The sequence below is a fragment of the Serratia sp. Tan611 genome, assembly GCF_905188235.1.
GTDB classification, from domain to species: domain Bacteria; phylum Pseudomonadota; class Gammaproteobacteria; order Enterobacterales; family Enterobacteriaceae; genus Serratia_B; species Serratia_B rhizosphaerae.
Map to the genome: position 1 here is coordinate 4,875,117 of NZ_LR994655.1, position 21,047 is coordinate 4,896,163.

General features: G+C 58.2%; 17 protein-coding genes. 9 read left to right on the forward strand and 8 right to left on the reverse strand.

All coding sequences use genetic code 11. The annotated features are described in order from the left end of the window. Both trmH and recG read left to right on the forward strand, forming a co-directional pair. Nucleotides 1-696, forward strand: a complete 696-nt coding sequence (gene trmH, locus TAN611_RS23040; RefSeq protein ID WP_105233103.1) for a tRNA (guanosine(18)-2'-O)-methyltransferase TrmH — start codon at nucleotides 1-3, stop codon at nucleotides 694-696. Further along, nucleotides 693-2,774 carry an ATP-dependent DNA helicase RecG gene (gene recG / locus TAN611_RS23045; protein ID WP_203067053.1) on the forward strand — a complete coding sequence of 694 codons (2,082 nt, stop codon included), beginning with the start codon at nucleotides 693-695 and terminating at the stop codon, nucleotides 2,772-2,774. Before trmH ends, recG begins: the two co-directional genes overlap by 4 nt. A gap of 43 nt (nucleotides 2,775-2,817) precedes the next feature. On the opposite strand, the gene gltS is transcribed toward recG, so the two are convergent. Further along, the gene (gene gltS / locus TAN611_RS23050; RefSeq protein WP_105233104.1) at nucleotides 2,818-4,029 is read right to left on the reverse strand and encodes a sodium/glutamate symporter; all 1,212 of its coding nucleotides are present in this window, start codon (nucleotides 4,027-4,029) and stop codon (nucleotides 2,818-2,820) included. Nucleotides 4,030-4,270: 241 nt separating this feature from the next. On the opposite strand from gltS, the gene TAN611_RS23055 reads away from it, so the two are divergent. Together TAN611_RS23055 and TAN611_RS23060 are read left to right on the forward strand one after the other, a co-directional pair. Beyond that, the gene (locus TAN611_RS23055) at nucleotides 4,271-5,665 is read left to right on the forward strand and encodes an NCS2 family protein (protein ID WP_105233105.1); all 1,395 of its coding nucleotides are present in this window, start codon (nucleotides 4,271-4,273) and stop codon (nucleotides 5,663-5,665) included. A gap of 151 nt (nucleotides 5,666-5,816) precedes the next feature. Beyond that, nucleotides 5,817-7,478 (forward strand): AsmA family protein, encoded by a 1,662-nt coding sequence (locus TAN611_RS23060; RefSeq protein WP_203067054.1) that lies wholly within the window; start codon nucleotides 5,817-5,819, stop codon nucleotides 7,476-7,478. Between the two features lie 30 nt (nucleotides 7,479-7,508). Here the strand turns inward: TAN611_RS23060 and fabY are convergent, their stop codons facing one another. The 5 genes from fabY to typA all read right to left on the reverse strand — a co-directional run bounded on the left by fabY (nucleotide 7,509) and on the right by typA (nucleotide 12,422). Next, nucleotides 7,509-8,456: a fatty acid biosynthesis protein FabY gene (fabY, locus tag TAN611_RS23065; RefSeq protein ID WP_105233107.1), complete on the reverse strand. Its 948-nt coding sequence runs from the start codon at nucleotides 8,454-8,456 to the stop codon at nucleotides 7,509-7,511. Between the two features lie 21 nt (nucleotides 8,457-8,477). Then, nucleotides 8,478-8,915 (reverse strand): D-aminoacyl-tRNA deacylase, encoded by a 438-nt coding sequence (gene dtd / locus TAN611_RS23070; protein ID WP_197950391.1) that lies wholly within the window; start codon nucleotides 8,913-8,915, stop codon nucleotides 8,478-8,480. After that, nucleotides 8,912-9,796 carry a virulence factor BrkB family protein gene (locus tag TAN611_RS23075; protein ID WP_105233108.1) on the reverse strand — a complete coding sequence of 295 codons (885 nt, stop codon included), beginning with the start codon at nucleotides 9,794-9,796 and terminating at the stop codon, nucleotides 8,912-8,914. Before TAN611_RS23075 ends, dtd begins: the two co-directional genes overlap by 4 nt. 46 nt (nucleotides 9,797-9,842) lie before the next feature. Continuing rightward, complete coding sequence (gene yihX / locus TAN611_RS23080; protein WP_160029392.1) at nucleotides 9,843-10,433, reverse strand: glucose-1-phosphatase; 591 nt, start codon at nucleotides 10,431-10,433, stop codon at nucleotides 9,843-9,845. 165 nt (nucleotides 10,434-10,598) lie between these two features. Then, on the reverse strand, nucleotides 10,599-12,422 hold the full coding sequence (gene typA / locus TAN611_RS23085) for a ribosome-dependent GTPase TypA (RefSeq protein WP_105233110.1): 1,824 nt from the start codon (nucleotides 12,420-12,422) through the stop codon (nucleotides 10,599-10,601). 371 nt (nucleotides 12,423-12,793) lie between these two features. Between typA and glnA the strand changes: the two genes are divergently transcribed. From glnA to TAN611_RS23105, 4 genes are all read left to right on the forward strand, one after another. Continuing rightward, nucleotides 12,794-14,203 carry a glutamate--ammonia ligase gene (gene glnA, locus TAN611_RS23090; protein WP_105233111.1) on the forward strand — a complete coding sequence of 470 codons (1,410 nt, stop codon included), beginning with the start codon at nucleotides 12,794-12,796 and terminating at the stop codon, nucleotides 14,201-14,203. Nucleotides 14,204-14,460: 257 nt separating this feature from the next. Then, entirely contained in the window at nucleotides 14,461-15,510 is a 1,050-nt protein-coding gene (glnL, locus tag TAN611_RS23095) for a nitrogen regulation protein NR(II) (RefSeq protein WP_105233112.1), read from the forward strand. Between the two features lie 8 nt (nucleotides 15,511-15,518). After that, the gene (gene glnG / locus TAN611_RS23100; protein WP_105233113.1) at nucleotides 15,519-16,931 is read left to right on the forward strand and encodes a nitrogen regulation protein NR(I); all 1,413 of its coding nucleotides are present in this window, start codon (nucleotides 15,519-15,521) and stop codon (nucleotides 16,929-16,931) included. Nucleotides 16,932-17,042: 111 nt separating this feature from the next. Continuing rightward, nucleotides 17,043-17,165 carry a YshB family small membrane protein gene (locus tag TAN611_RS23105; RefSeq protein WP_145961165.1) on the forward strand — a complete coding sequence of 41 codons (123 nt, stop codon included), beginning with the start codon at nucleotides 17,043-17,045 and terminating at the stop codon, nucleotides 17,163-17,165. 41 nt (nucleotides 17,166-17,206) lie between these two features. Here the strand turns inward: TAN611_RS23105 and hemN are convergent, their stop codons facing one another. Then, nucleotides 17,207-18,580 carry an oxygen-independent coproporphyrinogen III oxidase gene (hemN, locus tag TAN611_RS23110; RefSeq protein ID WP_203067055.1) on the reverse strand — a complete coding sequence of 458 codons (1,374 nt, stop codon included), beginning with the start codon at nucleotides 18,578-18,580 and terminating at the stop codon, nucleotides 17,207-17,209. A gap of 235 nt (nucleotides 18,581-18,815) precedes the next feature. Beyond that, entirely contained in the window at nucleotides 18,816-19,361 is a 546-nt protein-coding gene (yihI, locus tag TAN611_RS23115) for a Der GTPase-activating protein YihI (RefSeq protein WP_105233116.1), read from the reverse strand. A gap of 737 nt (nucleotides 19,362-20,098) precedes the next feature. On the opposite strand from yihI, the gene yihA reads away from it, so the two are divergent. After that, nucleotides 20,099-20,749 (forward strand): ribosome biogenesis GTP-binding protein YihA/YsxC, encoded by a 651-nt coding sequence (gene yihA / locus TAN611_RS23120; RefSeq protein WP_105233117.1) that lies wholly within the window; start codon nucleotides 20,099-20,101, stop codon nucleotides 20,747-20,749. The last annotated feature ends 298 nt before the right edge of the window (nucleotides 20,750-21,047 follow it).

The window sequence follows — 21,047 nt, forward strand, 5'->3', positions numbered from 1 at the left end:
ATGAGCCCCGAACGCTATGCGCGGATTTGTGAAATGCTCGCCACCCGTCAACCGGATCTGACGGTTTGTCTGGAACAGGTTCACAAACCGCATAACGTCTCCGCAATTATCCGCACCGCCGACGCCGTCGGCGTGCATCAGGTTCATGCCGTTTGGCCAACGACCCGCATGCGGACGCTGGTTTCTTCCGCCGCCGGCAGCAACAGCTGGGTCAACGTAAAAACGCACCCTACCATCGGCGATGCGGTCGGCCATATGAAGGGCCAGGGCATGCAAATTCTGGCGACGCACCTGTCTGACCGTGCAGTGGATTTTCGTGATATCGACTACACCCGCCCAACCTGTATTCTGCTCGGGCAGGAAAAAACCGGCATCACCGAAGAAGCGCTGCAGCTTGCCGACCAGGACATCATCATTCCGATGATCGGCATGGTGCAATCGCTCAACGTCTCCGTGGCTTCCGCCCTGATCCTGTACGAAGCGCAGCGACAGCGCCAAAATGCCGGCATGTACCGCCGCGATCGCAGCATGCTGGATGCTGAAGAGCAACAGCGCCTGCTGTTTGAGGGTGGCTACCCGGTACTGGCCAACGTCGCCAAGCGTAAAGGCCTGCCGCGCCCGCATATCGATGAAAACGGCGCAGTGATCGCCGAGGCCGAATGGTGGGCCGCCATGCAAGCAACGGTGCGCAGATGAAAGGCCGCCTGCTGGATGCGGTTCCGCTCACCACGTTGACCGGCGTTGGCGCCAGCCAGGCAGCCAAGCTGGCTAAAATCGGGTTGGAAACCATTCAGGATCTGCTGCTGCACCTGCCGCTGCGTTACGAGGACCGCACCCGCCTGTACCCCATCAATGACCTGCTGCCGGGCATTTTCGCCACGGTAGAAGGCGAAGTCCTGCGCAGCGATATCAGTTTTGGCCGCCGCCGTATGCTCACCTGCCAAATCAGCGACGGCACCGGCATCCTCACCATGCGCTTTTTCAATTTCAACGCGGCGATGAAAAACAGCCTGGCGACCGGGCGCCGCGTTACCGCCTACGGGGAAATCAAGCGCGGCAACCACGGTGCGGAAATCATTCATCCGGAATACCGCCTGCAGGGCGAACATGACGACGTCGAGCTGCAGGCCTCGCTGACGCCGGTCTACCCCACTACCGAAGGCGTCCGTCAGGCTACGCTGCGTAAGCTGACCGATCAGGCGCTGGAGCTGCTGGATACCTGCGCCATTACCGAACTGCTGCCGCCGGAACTGAACGGCGGCCTGATGAGCCTGCCGCAGGCGCTGCATACGCTGCATCGTCCGCCGCCGGATATCCAGCTGGCCGATCTGGAATTGGGCAAACATCCGGCGCAGAAACGGCTGATTATGGAAGAGCTGCTGGCACACAACCTCAGCATGCTGGCGGTACGCGCCGGCGCGCAGAGTTATCACGCCCAGCCGCTTCTGCCGGACGACAGATTGAAAAAAGCGTTTCTGGCCCAGCTGCCGTTTGCCCCGACCGGTGCGCAACAGCGCGTGGTGGCGGATATCGAAGCGGATATGCAAAAAGATTTCCCGATGATGCGTCTGGTTCAGGGCGACGTCGGCTCCGGGAAAACGCTGGTGGCGGCGCTGGCCGCGCTGCGCGCCATTGCCCACGGTAAGCAGGTGGCGCTGATGGCGCCGACCGAGCTGCTGGCGGAACAGCATGCCAATAACTTCCGCCAATGGTTTGCGCCGTTGGGCATTGAAGTCGGCTGGCTGGCCGGGAAGCAGAAAGGCAAAGCGCGCATCGCGCAGCAGGAAGCGATCGCCAGCGGTCAGGTTTCGATGGTGGTCGGCACCCATGCCATTTTTCAGGAGCAGGTTCAGTTCAACGGGCTGGCGCTGGTTATCATTGATGAACAGCACCGCTTTGGCGTCCACCAGCGTCTGGCGCTGTGGGAAAAAGGTGAAGAGCAGGGTTTCCATGCCCACCAGTTGATCATGACCGCCACGCCAATCCCACGCACGCTGGCGATGACCGCCTATGCCGATCTGGACACCTCGGTCATCGACGAACTGCCGCCGGGCCGCACGCCGGTCACCACGGTGGCGATCCCGGATACCCGCCGGGCGGATATTATTGAACGCGTCAGAAACGCCTGCCAGCAGGAAGGCCGTCAGGCTTACTGGGTCTGCACGCTGATTGAAGAGTCCGAACTGCTGGAAGCGCAGGCGGCGGAAGCCACCTGGGAAGAGCTGAAAACGGCGCTGCCGGAGCTGAAGGTGGCGCTGGTGCACGGCCGGATGAAGGCGCAGGAAAAACAGGCGGTGATGCAGGCCTTCAAGCAGGGGGAGCTGCAGCTGCTGGTTGCCACCACGGTGATCGAAGTCGGCGTCGATGTGCCGAACGCCAGCCTGATGATTATCGAAAACCCGGAGCGGCTGGGCCTGGCCCAGTTGCACCAGCTGCGTGGCCGCGTAGGCCGCGGCGCGGTCGCCTCACACTGTGTACTGCTGTACAAAACCCCGCTGAGTAAAACCGCGCAGAAGCGCCTGCAGGTGCTGCGCGACAGCAACGATGGCTTCGTGATCGCCCAGCGCGATCTGGAAATTCGCGGCCCCGGCGAGCTACTCGGCACCCGGCAGACCGGCAATGCCGAATTCAAAGTCGCCGATCTGCTGCGAGACCAGTCGATGATCCCGGAAGTACAGCGGGTCGCGCGCCATATCCACCAGCAATACCCCGAACACGCTCAGGCGCTGATTGAGCGCTGGCTGCCGGAAAAGGCACGCTATTCCAACGCATAAAAAAGGGCGCCGAGAAGGCGCCCTTTTGCTGTCCAGTGGTTACTCAGCCAACCGCCGGGAAGACCGGCAGCAGCAGGTACAGCTTGATAATGATGGCGTTGGCGATATCGATAAAGAACGCCCCCACCATCGGCACTACCAGGAACGCCAGGTGCGATGGGCCGAAACGATCGGTAATCGCCTGCATATTGGCAATCGCGGTCGGCGTAGCGCCCATCCCGAAGCCGCAGTGCCCGGCAGCCAGCACTGCCGCATCATAGTTTTTGCCCATCACCCGGTAGGTGACGAAAATCGCGTACAGCGCCATCACCAGCGTCTGCACCGCCAGGATCGCCAGCATCGGCAGCGCCAGTGACGCCAGCTCCCACAGGCGCAGGCTCATCAGCGCCATCGCCAGGAACAGCGACAGACTGACGTTACCCAGCACCGATACCGCACGCTCAAACACGGTATAAAAGCCGGTGAATGCCAGCGTATTGCTGAGGATCACCCCGACAAACAGCACGCAGACGAAGTTCGGCAGTTCAAATACCGTGCCGCTCAGCAGGCCGGCGATAAGCTGGCCCAGGCTGAGGCAGATGGCGATCATCGCAATGGTTTCAATCATCACCAGCGAGGTAATCAGACGACCGCTCTCCGGTTTTTCAAAGCCGCTCGGCTGGACGCTGTCATCCGGCGAACCTTCCGGCGAGGAAGAGTGCTTCACCAGATAGCGCGCCACCGGGCCGCCAATCAGGCCGCCCAGCACCAGGCCGAAGGTGGCGCAGGCCATCGCCACTTCGGTGGCGTTTTCAAAGCCGTAACGCTCAATAAACAGCTTACTCCAGGCGGCGCCGGTGCCGTGGCCGCCCGACAGGGTGATAGAACCGGCGATCAGGCCCATCAGCGGGTCCATCCCCAGCATCTTCGCCATACCGATGCCGATGGCGTTCTGCACCACCAACAGTCCCAGCACCACAAACAGGAAGATAACCAGTGCCTTACCACCGGCGCGCAACCGCGCCAGGTTAGCATTAAGGCCGATGGTGGCAAAGAAGGCCAGCATCAGCGGATCTTTCAGCGACATGTCGAAGCTGATTTCCCAGTTAACGGTCTTTTTTAAAATCAACAATAACAGCGCAACCAGCAAACCACCGGCGACGGGGGCAGGAATGGTGTATTTTTTCAGCAGAGGAATGCTTCTAACGCACTTGCCCCCAAGGAGCAAAACCAGAGTTGCGGCAACCAAAGTGCCATAAGTATCAAGATGAAACATCCAGGTACTCCATGTGAGGGGATAAATCCAATTATATTAATAAGTTATATAAAACCACTTAGTTTTTTAAACTCGATGAATGCTGGATTAGAAGGAAAAAGTGCTAAGAAGACAAGAAAAAATGCATGAAAATGCGACATAAATAAAAATAAGCGGGGAAGAAAAGTTAGGCGCAACCGTTTGCTTTTAGTGTCCAGACGATTAAAATGCCTGCTTTGCCGTTTCGGAAAAGTGCCACACCATGACCATGCAATCCGCCGAGCTTGAATCCGCGCAAAACGCCTCCGCCTCCCCGCCCAAAAGCGAACTGATCTACCGCCTGGAAGACCGCCCGCCGCTGCCGCAAACGCTGTTTGCCGCCGGCCAGCATCTGCTGGCGATGTTCGTGGCCGTGATTACGCCGGCGCTGCTGATTTGCCAGGCGCTGGGGCTGCCGGCGCAGGATACTCAGCACATTATCAGCATGTCGCTGTTCGCCTCCGGTCTGGCCTCTATTTTACAAATCAAAACCTGGGGTCCGGTCGGCTCCGGCCTGCTGTCGATTCAGGGCACCAGCTTTAACTTCGTATCACCGCTGATTATGGGCGGCATGGCGCTGAAAAACGGCGGCGCAGACGTGCCGACCATGATGGCGGCGCTGTTCGGCACCCTGATGGTCGCCTCCTGCACCGAGATTCTGCTGTCGCGCGTCCTGCACCTGGCGCGCCGCATTATTACGCCGCTGGTATCAGGCATTGTGGTGATGATTATCGGCCTGTCGCTGATTCAGGTCGGCCTGACCTCCATCGGCGGCGGCTACGCGGCAATGAACGACCACACCTTCGGCGCGCCAAAAAACCTGCTGCTGGCCGGCGCGGTGCTGGCGGTGATTATTTTGCTCAACCGTCAGCGTAATCCCTATCTGCGCGTTGCCTCGCTGGTAATCGCCATGGCGGTCGGCTATCTGCTGGCCTGGGCGCTCGATATGCTGCCCGCCAGCCAGCCCGTCAGCAACAGCGCGTCGATCACCATCCCTACACCGCTGTATTACGGGCTGGGCTTTGACTGGAACCTGCTGCTGCCGCTGATGCTGATCTTTATGGTCACCTCGCTGGAAACCATCGGCGATATCACTGCCACCTCTGACGTATCCGAACAGCCGGTGCGCGGCCCGCTGTATATGAAGCGCCTGAAGGGCGGCGTGCTGGCCAACGGTTTGAACTCCATGCTGTCGGCGGTCTTCAATACCTTCCCGAACTCCTGCTTCGGCCAGAACAACGGGGTGATCCAACTGACCGGCGTCGCCAGCCGCTACGTCGGCTTTGTGGTGGCGCTGATGCTGATCGCGCTGGGTCTGTTCCCGGCGGTCGCCGGCTTTGTGCAGCATATTCCTGAGCCGGTACTGGGCGGCGCCACCATTGTGATGTTCGGCACCATCGCCGCGTCCGGCGTACGTATCGTTTCACGCGAGAAGCTTAATCGCCGCGCCATCATGATTATGGCGCTGTCGCTGGCGGTCGGTATGGGCGTTTCTCAGCAGCCGCTGATTCTGCAGTTCGCGCCGGACTGGCTGAAAACCCTGCTCTCCTCCGGTATCGCCGCCGGCGGGATTACTGCCATCGTACTGAATCTGGTGTTTCCGCAGGAGAAAGAATAATTCCACTGCGGGGGCGTGTGACCCGGCTTTATCGTTGAAAACGGCCGCCTGCGGCCGTTTTTTTATTGTCAGTCAGACCATTACCCTTGAGATAGCCGGCCAATTGCGGCATAAACGGGGTATCTTTTTTGACCGCTAGGGTGTGCAGGCGATGAAATTTATCGGGAAACTGTTGCTATGGCTGCTGGTGGCAGCGGCAATCGTCATCGTATTACTGTATCTGGTCGGGCAGACCCGCTGGGCCGCCGGTCAGATCGGCAACTGGGTGAGTGGGCACAGCGACTACCGCCTCTCTCTCGGTAAAATCAGCCACTCCTGGGATGAACCGGCGCAGATCGGCCTGGAAGACGTCGCGCTGACGCGCACCAACCAGCCGCGGGCGTTAACGGCCAAGCGCGTCGTTCTGGGCCTCAGCCTGCGTCAGCTCACCAACCCGCGTTACTTCCACAGCGTGACGCTGCACGACGGTACGCTCAATGTGCAACCTGGCTCAGCGGCGTTACCGATCCAGGCCGACGTGCTGCAGCTGAGCAATATGGCATTGCACGCCGGCGACGCCGACTGGCAGCTTAATGCGCAGCGGGTTAACGCCGGGATTACGCCATGGCGGCCTCAGTCCGGGCACCTGCTGGGCGACAACAACCGCTTCCAGTTCAGCGCCGGCTCGCTGACCCTGAACGGCATCCCCGCCTCTCAGGCGCTGGTGCAAGGGCAAATCAAAGATCATCAGCTGCTGCTGGAGGATTTCGGCGCCGATCTGGCCCAGGGCGACCTGACCGGTAAAGCGACACGTGCCGCCGACGGCAGCTGGCTGGTAGACCGTCTGCGCCTGAACAAGGTACGGCTGCAAACGCCGCTGTCGCTGGAACAATTCTGGCAGCGCTTTACCACCCTGCCTCCGATCACACTGCAACGCTTTGACCTGATCGACGCACGGCTGGAGGGCAAGGGGTGGGCGTTTAACGATCTTGACCTGTCCCTGCAAGACGTCACGCTTCAGCAGGGAGACTGGCGCAGCGAGAACGGCGTATTGCATGCCAACGCCAGCGATATTATCAATGGCCGCTTCCATCTGGTGGATCCGATTATCAGTACGCGGCTGTCGCCGGCCGGTATCGCCATTGAGCAATTCACCTCGCGCTGGGAAGGCGGTTTGCTGCGCGCCAACGGCAGTTGGCTGCGCGCCACCAAACGTTTGCAGCTGGACGACGTCACCGTCGCGGCGTTGGAGTATACGCTGCCGCAAAACTGGCGTGAGCTGTGGCTCAAACCGCTGCCGGCATGGCTGTCGCAGGTATACGTCAATAAGCTGACCACCAACCGTAACCTGATTATCGATATCAATCCGGCGTTCCCGTTCCAGCTGACATCGCTGAACGGTTACGGCAGCAATCTGCTGCTGGCGCACGATGGTCAGTGGGGAATCTGGTCCGGTTCGCTAAACCTGAGCGCCAGCGAAGCAACGTTCAATAAAATCGACGTCCGCCGGCCTTCGCTGGCGCTGACGGCGGACCAGCGGCAAATCGCCGTTACCGAGCTGAGCGCCTTTATGCCTAATGGCCTGCTGGATGCCAAGGCAACCGTCACGCAACTGCCGGGCAAGCCGTTTTCGCTGTCTTTATCCGGTCGTTCGGTGCCGCTCAATACCCTGCAGCAATGGGGCTGGCAGCCGGTGCCGCTGGAGGGCGACGGCAACCTGCAGCTGCAGGTTCAGGGGCTGTTAAACAGCGACGGGCCGTTCCGGGATTCCGTACGGGGTAATCTGCAGGCCACGGCGAAGGACGGGCAAACGGTCAATCAGCAACAGCCGTAAACCAATAAGGGCGCATAGCGCCCTTATTGCTTATTCGGGAATGGCCTCGCAGCCGCCCTGATCCAGCGGGACTTCCGGCTCGGCCGGCAGCACCATGTAGATGCCCTCAAACACCGCCCCTTTATCATCATCGCCAAACAGCACCACTTCCGCCTGCACGCGGGCACGGCGGCCGCGCGCCAGTCGGTCAAGGTCGCCGCTCAGCGAGCTGAGATCGGCCACCGCGCGCGGGCGACCGGTGATAGGTTTACTGTAACGGATATGCGCATCCGCCAGAATGATGGTGCCGCCCAGATGGCGCTCGCGCAGCAGCAGCCAGATCAGCCCCCAGGCGGTCAGCGTCGCCAGCGAGAACAGGCTGCCGGCAAACAGCGTGTGGTGCGGATTCTGATTGCCGACCTCCGGCATGGTGGTGACAAAACGCTGGCCGGTATACTGGCTGATGCGCACCCCCATCTTTTCACTGAGCGGAATATGATCGTACCAGGCCTGCTGCAGCTGCCCGCACCAGTCGGGACGGTGCAGAATATCGTCCAGCGTCGCCACTGGCTTAATCATCAGGAAGTGGCGGATCGGCGAGGTTTGCGGCGCGCTGATCTCCCCCTGGCTTTCAAACCCCAGTTTGGCGAAGAACGCCACCGCGTCCTCACGCGCGCTGCACACCACGCGCTTCACGCCTTCCTGACGCGCCACCGACTCCAGCGTCATCGCCACCAGCGTACCCAGCCCTTTGTCCTGCACGCCGGGATCGACCGCTAAAAAACGAATCGCCGCTTCGTTATCCGCATTGATATACAGCCGGCCAACGGCGACGATTTTGCCATTCTCATCCACCACCATTTGGTGGTGCGCCATGGCGTCATAGGCATCCTTTTCCGAACCCACCGGCTGGTGCAATGGCTTGCGCAGCATTTCCCAGCGAAACTGGTAATAATCCTTCAGTTCTTGTTCTGTAACGGGTACTCGTAGGTGATACATAGACGCCTTCTCTCCAAATTTTTAAACCTGTAGCCAGAACGTCACCGGACCGTCGTTCACCAGCGCGACCTGCATATCCGCCGCGAACTCGCCGGTCTGTGTTTCCACGCCGCGTTCGCGGCATTGGCCAACAAAATACTGATATAGCCGATCGGCCTGCGCAGGGTCTGCGCCGCGCGAGAAACCGGGCCGCATGCCCTTTTGCGTGTCCGCGGCCAGCGTAAACTGGGAAACCACCAGCACGCTGCCGCCGGCCTGTTGAACGTTAAGGTTCATCTTGCCGTTATCATCACCAAAAATGCGGTAGCCCAGTACGCGTTCACACAAACGCTCGGCTTTCTGTTCGTTATCATCTTGCTCTACACCCAATAACACTAACAAACCTGGGCCAATTTTGCCTACCGTCTCGCCGTTTACCGTGACGCTGGCGTTTAATACTCGCTGAATCAATGCAATCATGACGGTTTATCCTGCTGTTGCTGCTCAATTTTTTGCTGTTTGTACGCGCGGTACTCCGCGAACGTGGCGGCGATCTCCGCGCCGAGCAATACGATACACCAGCTCCAGTAGACCCACAGAAATAAAATCGGGATCACCGCCAGCACGCCATATATCAGCTGATAAGAAGGAAACATGGTGACGTACAGCGCAAAGCCCTTCTTACCCAGTTCGAACAGCAGCCCGGCGACCAACGCGCCGACCAGCGCATCCTTCGGCGGTACCCGGACCGTCGGCACCACGCTGTACAGCAGCCAGAAAGAGACCCACGACAGCAGCAGCGGGAAAATACGCAGCAGCTGATCCACCAGGCTGTTCACGCCGGTTTGCGCCAGCCAGTTCAGCGACAGCAGGTAGGAGCTGATCGCCATACTGGCCCCGACCAGCAGCGGCCCCAGCGTCAGCACCATCCAGTACACTGCAAACGAGTAGACGATCGGCCGCTTGTTTTTACTGCGCCAGATGGTGTTGAGCACGCTGTCGACGGAGGAGATCAGCAGCAGCGCGGTAACGATCAGGCCGCAGGTGCCGACGGCGGTCATTTTGTTGGAATTGGCGACGAACTGCTCAAGGTAGCGCTGGATAACATTGCCGGCCGCCGGCACAAAATTGGAAAAAATAAAGCTCTTCAGCTGCTCGCTGATATCAGAAAACATCGGGAAGGCGGCAAACAGCGCGAACACCACGGTGATCAGCGGCACCAGCGACAACAGAGATACATACGCCAGATGGCCCGCCAACATGGTCAGGCCATCGCTGTCGATGCGCTTGAGCAGCAGCCGGCCGTAGGTGACGCCCGGTTTTACGGATGACGGCAGCTTCTTGCTACGGAAAAACGACATACTCACTCCTTGTCAGTTCGTATGTCTTAAGCTTAACCCGCCTGGCTTAACCGGCAAAATAGGCCGGCACCGTATCGCGATCGGTCACCCATACCGCCGTAATGCCCATGGCCCGCGCAGCCGCTATGTTGTCGGGATGATCGTCAAAGAATACCGCCTGTTCCGCCGGCGTGTTTTCCGCATCCAGCACCCGCTGATAAATGGCCGGCTCCGGTTTACGCAGGCCGAGATCCTGCGACAGGTAGAGATGGTCCGCCGCCGCCGCCACTTCCGGGTAATGCTGCGGCCAGTAATTACAGTGCAGGCGGTTGGTGTTCGACAGCACCACCACCCGGTGGCCCTCATTGCGCAGGCGCTGCATGATGGCGATCACCTCCGGGCGCAGCGCGACAAATACCGCCTGCCAGCCGGCGGCGAACTGCTCAAAGCTCAGCGCGATGCCCATTTCGTCGCACAGGCGGGCGGCAAACTCTTCATCGGTCACTTCCCCCCGCTCGTGGCGCTGAAACACCTCGCCCATGCTAAAACGTTCCGCCAGCGCCGCCAGAGGCGTGCCGCTCAGATTGCTCCATACGCCCAGCACACGTTTGAAATCGATATCGACGATCACGTTACCTAAATCAAAGATATACAGCATAGTCCTCTCCTGACGACCGGTGAGGTTTCACTGTAGCGGGAAAAGCAGAGACTGAACAGATAAGGCGGAGAAAAGCGCATAGCGCGCCGCAGAAAGGGGGGAAAGCAGAAGAAAAAACTCAGGGCGCCCGGCAGGCGCCCCAAGCAGTGCGTTCTAAATCAGCAATTACGCTTCTTTAGGACCGCGGCTTGCACGTTTGCGATCGTTTTCCGTCAGGTGACGTTTACGAATACGCACAGACGTCGGCGTGACTTCAACCAGTTCATCATCATCGATAAATTCCAGAGCCTGCTCCAGAGTCATCTTGATAGCCGGAACCAGCGTGGTCGCTTCGTCAGTACCGGAAGCACGCATGTTGGTCAGTTTCTTACCGGTCAGGCAGTTCACGGTCAGGTCGTTGGAACGTGAGTGAATACCGATGATCTGGCCTTCATACACTTCCGCACCGTGGCCCAGGAACAGCTTGCCGCGATCTTGCAGACCATACAGGGCGAACGCTACCGCTTTACCCTGGCCGTTGGAGATCAGCACGCCGTTCTGACGCTGGCCGACTTCGCCCGGACGCAGATCGTCGTAGTGGCTGAAGGTGGAGTACAGCAGGCCGGTACCGGAGGTCATGGTCATGAACTCGTTACGGAAGCCGATCAGGCCGCGGCTCGGGATCACATAGTCAAGACGCACACGGCCTTTACCATCCGGATCCATGTTTTTCATGTCGCCCTTACGCTCACCCATCGCCTGCATCACGGAACCCTGATGCTGCTCTTCGATATCCAGCGTGACGTTCTCGAACGGCTCTTGTTTACGGCCATCGATTTCACGGAAGATAACTTTCGGACGGGAAACGGCCAGCTCGAAGCCTTCACGACGCATGTTTTCGATCAGCACCGACAGGTGCAGTTCGCCACGACCGGACACGCGGAACGCGTCGGCATCGTCGGTTTCTTCTACGCGCAGCGCCACGTTGTGCACCAATTCCTTGTTCAGACGCTCAAGGATCTGGCGAGACGTCACGAACTTGCCTTCTTTACCGCAGAATGGCGAGGTGTTGACGTTGAAGAACATGCTGACGGTCGGCTCATCAACGGACAGCGCAGGCAGCGCTTCCACGTTGGCCGGATCGCAGATGGTGTCGGAGATGTTCAGCTCGCCCAGACCGGTGATGGCGATGATATCGCCCGCTTCCGCCAGGTCGCTGTCGATACGCTCCAGACCCAGGTGGCCCAGCACTTTGCCCACTTTACCGTTGCGCGTCTTGCCTTCGCTGTCGATAACGGTAACCTGCTGGTTCGGCTTCACTTTACCGCGCTTGATGCGGCCGATGCCGATAACGCCCAGGTAGTTGTTGTAGTCCAGCTGGGAGATCTGCATCTGCAGCGGGCCATCCAGATCAACTGCCGGCGCAGACACGTGGTCGACGATCGCCTGATACAGCGGCGTCATGTCGTCAGCCATATCGGTATGATCGGTGCCGGCGATGCCGTTCAGCGCAGATGCATAGATGATTGGGAAATCCAGTTGCTCATCGGTGGCATCCAGGTTTACGAACAGGTCGAACACCTGATCGACAACCCAGTCAGGACGCGCGCCCGGACGGTCAACCTTGTTAATGACCACGATCGGCTTCAGACCATTTGCAAACGCTTTCTTGGTCACGAAACGGGTTTGCGGCATCGGGCCATCCATTGCATCCACAACCAGCAGCACCGAGTCGACCATTGACATCACACGCTCTACCTCGCCGCCGAAGTCGGCGTGTCCCGGGGTATCCACGATGTTGATGCGGTAGTCATTCCAATTAATGGCGGTGTTTTTTGCGAGGATGGTAATCCCACGCTCTTTCTCCAAATCGTTGGAGTCCATTACGCGCTCGGCGGCTTCCGCACGCTCTCCGAAAGTACCGGATTGTTGCAGCAGCTTGTCGACCAGGGTGGTTTTACCATGGTCAACGTGGGCAATAATGGCGATATTACGCAAATTTTCGATCACAGCTTTGCCTCAGGCATTAGAAATAGCGCGCTATTGTACACGTATTAAGCGAGGGACTAAACAAGATCACAGCCATCTCTGATAAACAATGCTAATCAGGTTAGTTTGTGATCCCTTTCACGGTGCAACGCGTCATCTTTGGACGCATTTTGCACCATTATAGTGCCCTGCGTGGGGTTGTTTGCACACTTATGGTGCAATGCATTCCTATTGGTGCATACTCGGAATGGGTAAAAGCCGCCCAGAATGGCGCAAGGTTGCCATTTTTAAACTTGGCACGCTTTTCGCTTTAGTCTACACAAGGTGAAAAAAAGCCAGTAGTAAAGATTCGTTCCACGACGACGACAACGATAAATCCGGGAGAGTTAAGTATGTCCGCTGAACACGTTTTGACGATGCTGAATGAGCATGAAGTGAAATTCGTAGACCTGCGTTTCACTGACACCAAGGGTAAAGAACAACACGTCACCATTCCTGCACACCAGGTAAACGCTGATTTCTTCGAAGAAGGCAAAATGTTTGACGGTTCGTCGATCGGCGGTTGGAAAGGCATTAACGAATCTGACATGGTGCTGATGCCGGATGCCAGCAGCGCGGTACTGGATCCGTTCTACGAAGAACCCACGCTGATCATTCGCTGCGACATTCTCGAGCCGGGCACCATGCAAGGCTACGACCGCGACCCGCGCTCCATCTCCAAACGTGCGGAAGACTTCCTGCGCTCTTCCGGCATTGCCGACACCGTGCTGTTCGGGCCGGAACCTGAATTCTTCCTGTTCGACGACATCCGCTTCGGCAGCAGCATCAGCGGCTCCCACGTGGCTATCGACGATATCGAAGCCGCCTGGAACTCCGGCACCAAATACGAAGGCGGCAACAAGGGTCACCGTCCAGCGGTCAAAGGGGGTTATTTCCCGGTGCCGCCGGTCGACTCTTCCCAGGACCTGCGTTCAACCATGTGTCTGACCATGGAAGAAATGGGCCTGGTGGTTGAAGCTCACCACCACGAAGTAGCAACCGCCGGTCAGAACGAAGTGGCAACCCGCTTCAACACCATGACCAAGAAAGCCGATGAAATCCAGATCTACAAATACGTGGTTCACAACGTAGCGCACGCATTTGGCAAAACCGCGACCTTTATGCCAAAACCGATGTTCGGCGATAACGGTTCCGGCATGCACTGCCACATGTCACTGTCCAAGAACGGCACCAACCTGTTCGCCGGCGACAAATACGGCGGCCTGTCTGAAACCGCACTGTTCTACATCGGCGGCGTCATCAAGCACGCTAAAGCCATCAACGCCCTGGCCAACCCGACCACCAACTCTTACAAGCGTCTGGTTCCGGGTTACGAAGCGCCGGTGATGCTGGCTTACTCTGCGCGTAACCGTTCCGCCTCCATCCGTATTCCTGTGGTTTCCAGCCCGAAAGCGCGCCGTATTGAAGCCCGCTTCCCGGATCCGGCGGCCAACCCGTACCTGTGCTTCGCTGCACTGCTGATGGCCGGCCTGGACGGCATCATCAACAAGATCCACCCGGGCGACGCCATGGATAAAAACCTGTACGACCTGCCGCCGGAAGAAGAAGCCGAGATTCCAAAAGTGGCCGGTTCTCTGGACGAAGCGCTGGCCGCGCTGGATGAAGACCGCGAGTTCCTGACCCGCGGCGGCGTCTTCACCGACGACGCGATCGACGCCTACATCGCGCTGCGCAAAGAAGAGCTGGACCGCGTGCGCATGACGCCGCACCCGGTTGAATTCGAACTGTACTACAGCGTTTAAGTTTGACCTGCGCCGCCGCGTGCGGCGCCACCTATTTTAGTTGTCGTTTTTTTGTTGCCGTGGAAACTTTCAGCCCATCTTCGGATGGGTTTTTTTCTCCACACTCTTTTTCTGCAAATCCACGCCATTTAGCAATCATCACAGATGGAGTAGGATGGATGCACCAAAACAGTGCAAAGCGTCTGCGCTTAGTCTGCCGGCTGACCGGGTAAGCAAGCTCAGCCCGTGCGCCGCACCCTGGAAGATGAAGGGCATATATGACAACTGAACCACTGCCCGATGCGGGGCAGATCCTCAATTCTCTGATCAACAGCGTACTGCTGCTGGACGATCGGCTGGCGGTGCATTACGCCAACCCTGCTGCGCAACAGCTGTTGGCGCAAAGTTCCCGTAAACTGTTCGGCACGCCACTGCCCGATCTGCTCGGCTATTTTTCGCTGAACGTCGATCTGATGCGCGAAAGCCTGAATACCGGCCAGGGGTTTACCGATAACGAAGTGACGCTGGTGGTCGACGGCCGCGCGCATATTCTGTCGCTGACCGCTCAGGCGCTGCCGGAAGGCTATATCCTGCTGGAGCTGGCGCCGATGGACAATCAGCGCCGTCTGAGCCAGGAACAGCTGCAGCATGCCCAACAGGTCGCCGCACGCGATCTGGTGCGCGGGCTGGCGCACGAGATTAAAAACCCGCTCGGCGGACTGCGCGGCGCGGCGCAGCTGCTGGCCAAAGCGCTGCCCGACCCGGCCCTGACCGAATATACCAAGGTAATCATTGAGCAAGCCGATCGCCTGCGCAATCTGGTCGATCGCCTGCTGGGGCCGCAGCGGCCCGGTCAGCACATCACGCAAAGCATCCACCAGGTGGCGGAGCGGGTATGCCAGCTGGTATCGCTGGAAAAACCGGAAAACGTCACGCTGGTGCGCGATTACGACCCCAGCCTGCCTGAACTGGCGCACGACCCGGAACAAATTGAACAGGTGCTGCTGAATATTACCCGCAACGCGCTGCAGGCGCTGGGGGAGACCGGCGGCACCATCCGCCTGCGCACCCGCACCGCGTTTCAAATCACCCTGCACGGCACGCGCTACCGGCTGGCGGCGCGCATTGATATTGAAGACGACGGCCCCGGCGTGCCGGCGCAGCTGCAGGATACGCTGTTCTACCCGATGGTCAGCGGCCGCGAAGGCGGCACCGGCCTGGGATTATCCATCGCCCGCAGTCTGATCGATCAGCATTGCGGCAAAATTGAATTTAACAGTTGGCCTGGACATACCGAATTTTCGGTTTACCTGCCTATTCGTCAGTGAGGTTTGCTATGCAACGAGGGATTGTCTGGATCGTCGATGATGACAGCTCCATCCGCTGGGTGCTTGAGCGCGCCTTAACCGGCGTCGGCATGCGTTGCGCAACGTTCGACAGCGGTAACGCCGTACTGGAAGCGTTGGCCACGCAAACTCCCGACGTTTTGCTGTCCGATATCCGCATGCCGGGCATGGACGGATTAGCGCTGCTCAAACAGATCAAACAGCGTCACCCGATGCTGCCGGTGATCATTATGACCGCCCACTCAGATTTGGACGCTGCGGTCAGTGCCTATCAGCAAGGGGCGTTCGACTATCTGCCGAAGCCGTTCGACATCGATGAGGCCGTCGCGCTGGTGGAGCGCGCCATCAGCCACTATCAGGAGCAGCAGCAGCCGGCGCGCAGCCAGCCCGCCAGCAGCCCGACCGCCGATATTATCGGCGAGGCACCGGCGATGCAGGACGTATTCCGCATTATCGGCCGCCTGTCGCGTTCATCCATCAGCGTGTTGATCAACGGCGAATCCGGCACCGGTAAAGAGCTGGTGGCGCATGCGCTGCATCGCCACAGCCCGCGCGCCAAATCGCCGTTCATCGCCCTGAATATGGCGGCGATCCCCAAAGACCTGATCGAATCCGAACTGTTCGGCCATGAAAAAGGCGCGTTTACCGGCGCCAATCAAATCCGTCAGGGGCGTTTTGAACAGGCCGACGGCGGCACGCTGTTCCTGGATGAAATTGGCGATATGCCTCTGGACGTGCAAACCCGTTTACTGCGCGTGTTGGCGGATGGCCAATTCTATCGGGTAGGCGGCTATGCGCCGGTGAAAGTGGACGTGCGCATTATTGCCGCCACGCACCAAAACCTGGAACAGCGGGTGCAGGAAGGCAAATTCCGCGAGGATTTGTTCCACCGCCTGAACGTGATTCGCGTTCACCTGCCGCCGCTGCGTGAGCGTCGTGAAGACATCCCGCGGCTGGCGCGCTATTTCCTGCAGGTGGCCGCCAAGGAACTGGGGGTTGAGGCGAAAAACCTGCACCCGGAAACCGAAACCGCGCTGACGCGCCTGCCGTGGCCCGGCAACGTCCGCCAGCTGGAAAATACCTGCCGCTGGCTGACGGTGATGGCCGCCGGTCAGGAAGTACTGATTCAAGATCTGCCTGCCGAGCTATTTGAAGCCTCGCCGCCGGAGAGCGGCGCACCGGCAGGCGCCGGCAACTGGGCGTCGTTGCTGGCGCAGTGGGCCGAAAGCGCGCTGCGCTCCGGTCATCAAAACCTGCTCTCGGAAGCGCAGCCGGAAATGGAACGCACGCTGCTGACCACGGCGCTGCGCCACACGCAGGGCCATAAACAGGAGGCCGCGCGCCTGCTGGGCTGGGGCAGGAATACCCTGACGCGCAAGCTGAAAGAACTGGGGATGGAATAAACGCCGCGCCCAATGTTGAAAACATCGTTGGGCGCACAAAAAAACAGCAATTTTAGACTTTACAGTCAACGCACTCACAGTATGATCGGGGCGAAAAAACCGGAGGTCGCCATGCTGGATTCTCTTATCGCTTTTATTTCACAAGGTGCGGACGTCAGCGCCGCTGCGGGCCATACGCCGCAGGCCGCCGTTGCCGCCGTGCTGTGCGCCGCCCTGATTAACTTCTTCAGTTAAGGCCACGGCCGCAAACAATGCGGTCGTGGCGGGCAACGCCGTCAGATCACCCGGGAGAACTGCTGCGCGCGCGCCTGTTTGCGCAAATAGATATCAAAACACATGCAGATATTGCGTATCAGCAAGCGTCCCTGCGGCGTCACGCGTATACCCTGCTCATCCCGCTCCACCAGCCCGTCGTGTTCGAATGGCGCCAGCAGCTGCAGATCCTCAGCAAAATAATCAACGAAGTTAATACCGTACTGCTGCTCAACCGGCCGGTAGTTCAGCTGGAAGTTGCAGATCAACGTTTTGATCACCTCGCGACGCAGGCAGTCGTCTTCGCTCATCGTCAGCCCGCGCCACAGCGCATTTCCCTGCTGTTCGACGCTGTGATAGTACGCTTTCAGCGCCTTCTGGTTCTGCGCGTAGCTGTCCCCAAGCATGCTGATGGCCGACACGCCCAGCCCCAGCAGGTCGCTGTCGCCCTGGGTGGTGTAGCCCTGAAAATTACGGTGCAGCTTCCCTTCGCGCTGCGCCACCGCCAGCTCATCGTCCGGACGGGCGAAATGATCCATGCCGATAAACTGATAGCCGGCGTCGGTCAGCGAAGCGATGGTCTGCTGCAGGATATCCAGCTTTTGCTGCGCGCTGGGCAGATCGGCCTCTTTGATCTTGCGCTGGGCGGCAAACAGGCTCGGCAAATGGGCGTAGTTAAACACGCTGAGCCGGTCCGGGTTCAGTTCGGCAACCCGCTCAAGGGTGAAGGCAAAGCTCTCCGGCGTCTGCTTCGGCAGGCCGTAAATCAGGTCGATATTGGTGGAGTGAAAGCCCAACGCTTTGGCGCGCTCAATCAACGCAAAAATGAACGCCTCATCCTGTTCACGGTTGACCAGCTGCTGCACTTCTTTGTTGAAGTCCTGCACCCCCATGCTCAGGCGGTTAAAACCTTCAGCGCGCAGGTGATCGAGCACGTCCAGCTCGATTTCACGCGGATCGACTTCGATCGACATTTCAGCCTGCGGCAGGAAATCAAAATGCTGGCGCAGCATAGCCACCAGCCGGCTAATCTGCGTTTTACTCAGGTAGGTCGGCGTACCGCCGCCCCAATGCATCTGGCTGACCTGACGCCCGGCAAACAGCGGCGCCCGGGCGGCGATTTCCTGCGCCAACACCGCCAGATAGTCATCCGCCTTATGCGTCTGACGCGTCACCTGCTTGTTGCAGCCGCAGAAGTAGCACAGCTTGTGGCAAAACGGGATATGGACATATAACGACAGCGGCCGCTCGGGATAGCGCCCGGCGGCACGTTGGAATGCTGCCTCATCGTAGCTTTGGTTGAACTCCAAAGCGGTTGGGTATGAGGTATAACGCGGGCCTGAATAGTTATATTTTTGGATCAGGGCCAAATCCCAGACGATAGCCTGTTCTGACATTGCTCACTCCTTCCGATCGCCCCAAGGTGTAGCAGGCGACGGACGCCACGGCTCAGAACCCCTTGGGTTTACGTTTTCTGCCGGGCCGGGAAATGGGCAATTGTCGTTGCTGTCTGGCCACGGAAGCGCTGCGAAGGCGCGCTTTGCGCCTCGACAGCCGCCATAGTTTACCGAATAACCACAGCAGATAACATGTTAACAGTAGGGCTATTAGCAGAATTGGCCACATAACCGGTTAGCGCGCGTTTTTCGGACCGCCGCTTTTCAGCAGTTTCAGGATATCTTCCTGCTTTTCCTCTTCTTCATCGATGTCATCGTCATCGTCGCCCAGCTCGATGCCCAGCTGCGCCATCAGCGCATCGATGCGGTCCAGCGTTTGATCGACATAAGCCTGCTCTTCGCCGGTCAGCTTGTCGCCATCGTCGATGCGATCCAACAGCGCATCCAGACGCTCATCATTTTCCAGCTTCGCCAGCTCTTCTTCCGGCGACAGACGCGGCTTCACTTCGGCCTTGGGCTTAGTCTGCGGTTTGACGTTGGCTTGCGCTTCCACCAGCAACGGCACCGGCGTTTTGCTGCCGATGCGCGGATCTTTCACATCCCCGGCTCCTGATTTCTTTTGCTTGGCATTTTCAACCTGGGTGCGTGAACCGGAAGCATGGCCACGGCGCTTTTTCAGGCGCTTACGCTCGCGAGCTTCCATATCAAGCTCAACACGACTTTTCTTTTTCGCTTTTGACGTCGCCGCTTTGCCGCGGGGCGCTTTTGATGACTGGTTCATGGCATATGCTCTTAGGTGTATGTAGATTCAGTATAGAATTGCGGCGGAATCTAGCAGAAAGCAGACAAATAAAAAAGGCGACAGGTTAAACCTGTCGCCTATTTCATACCTTCATACGAAGGATATTCCTGCTACGCACTCCATGCGCACACTCAACATCCCGGTTTTTCCTTCTGCTATCAGCGCATTCCCTGCAATTTAGCCTTTCATCCTGGAAAGAAAAATCATCCCTGTACGCAATCCTTTCGTATCCGCTCATCCTGAGCGCGCGTCCCGCGAGCATCCGACTGCTAATACTTCACCATCCTTGTGTCGTTCACTAATCCTAAGCGAACAAGCCAACGCCGTTTGAAGTCATCCTGTCACTCATCGCACTTCCTGTGCGCTCCCTGAGGTTTTTCGCTCATCCTGAACGTTCCCGATTCCTTCACATCCTGCGTTGGGCGCTACTTTACGCGGATTACGCCCGCGCTCAAGGTACTCACCGCGCATTAGGCGGACTATTTACACCCAGCAAAAAACAATTGTTTGTTTTTTAAGAAAATATAAGTTTATAGCCGATAAATAAAGCGACATATCCCCCTATTGGAATGGCAAATGTCTTACACGCCGATGCGGTTTTCCCAACGGAAAATTATCGCTCTGGGGCTGAAAATCGGAGAAAGCGCCCCTTTTTCACGCTGATGCAGTTATAATCGCCCACCAGAAAGCCCTTCTTCACTTGGAGACGAAACATTTTGACCAGCAAAAATTACAACTACCACATGACCCATTTCGTCACCAGTGCGCCCGACATCCGTCATCTGCCGCCGGATGCAGGGATCGAAGTGGCATTCGCCGGCCGCTCTAACGCCGGCAAGTCCAGCGCGCTGAATACGCTGACTAACCAGAAGGGCCTGGCGCGCACCAGTAAAACCCCGGGACGCACCCAGCTTATCAACCTGTTTGAAGTAGAAGACGGAATCCGTCTGGTCGACCTGCCGGGTTATGGTTACGCCGAGGTGCCGGAAGAGATGAAGCGCAAATGGCAGCGTGCGCTGGGTGAATACCTGCAAATGCGCAATAGCCTGAAAGGGCTGGTCGTGCTGATGGATATCCGCCATCCGCTCAAAGATCTCGACCAGCAAATGATTCAGTGGGCGGTGGATGTCGGTACACCGGTTCTGGTGCTGCTGACCAAAGCCGACAAGCTGGCTTCCGGCGCGCGCAAAGCACAGGTCAACATGGTGCGTGAGGCAGTACTGGCATTTATGGGCGATGTTCAGGTCGAGCCGTTCTCTTCACTGAAAAAACTGGGCGTCGATAAGCTGAGCCAGAAACTGAACACCTGGTTCAACGAAATCCCGCCGGAAGTTCTACCGGAAGAAGACGATATCGGCGGCGAGTAACACCGCAGGCCACATGATAACAAGGGTCCGTCAGCGGGCCCTTTTTTGATCGCATCAGAAGGTTTTGTTATCTAATTACAGATCTGACCAAAAATCATCAGAAAAAGTTATGACGATATGGCAGAAACATGGCGGCCAGTGAGAGGCAATAGCCGGGGAACTCCGCGGAGAGGCAACACCATAAATCGGTTAATATTCTGTTTTTACAATAAAAAACGCCCCAGTCAACACTGACTGGGGCGGCTAATATTCAGCCAAATCCGATTACGTGAAGTAAAAGGTCTGAAAGATAGAACAT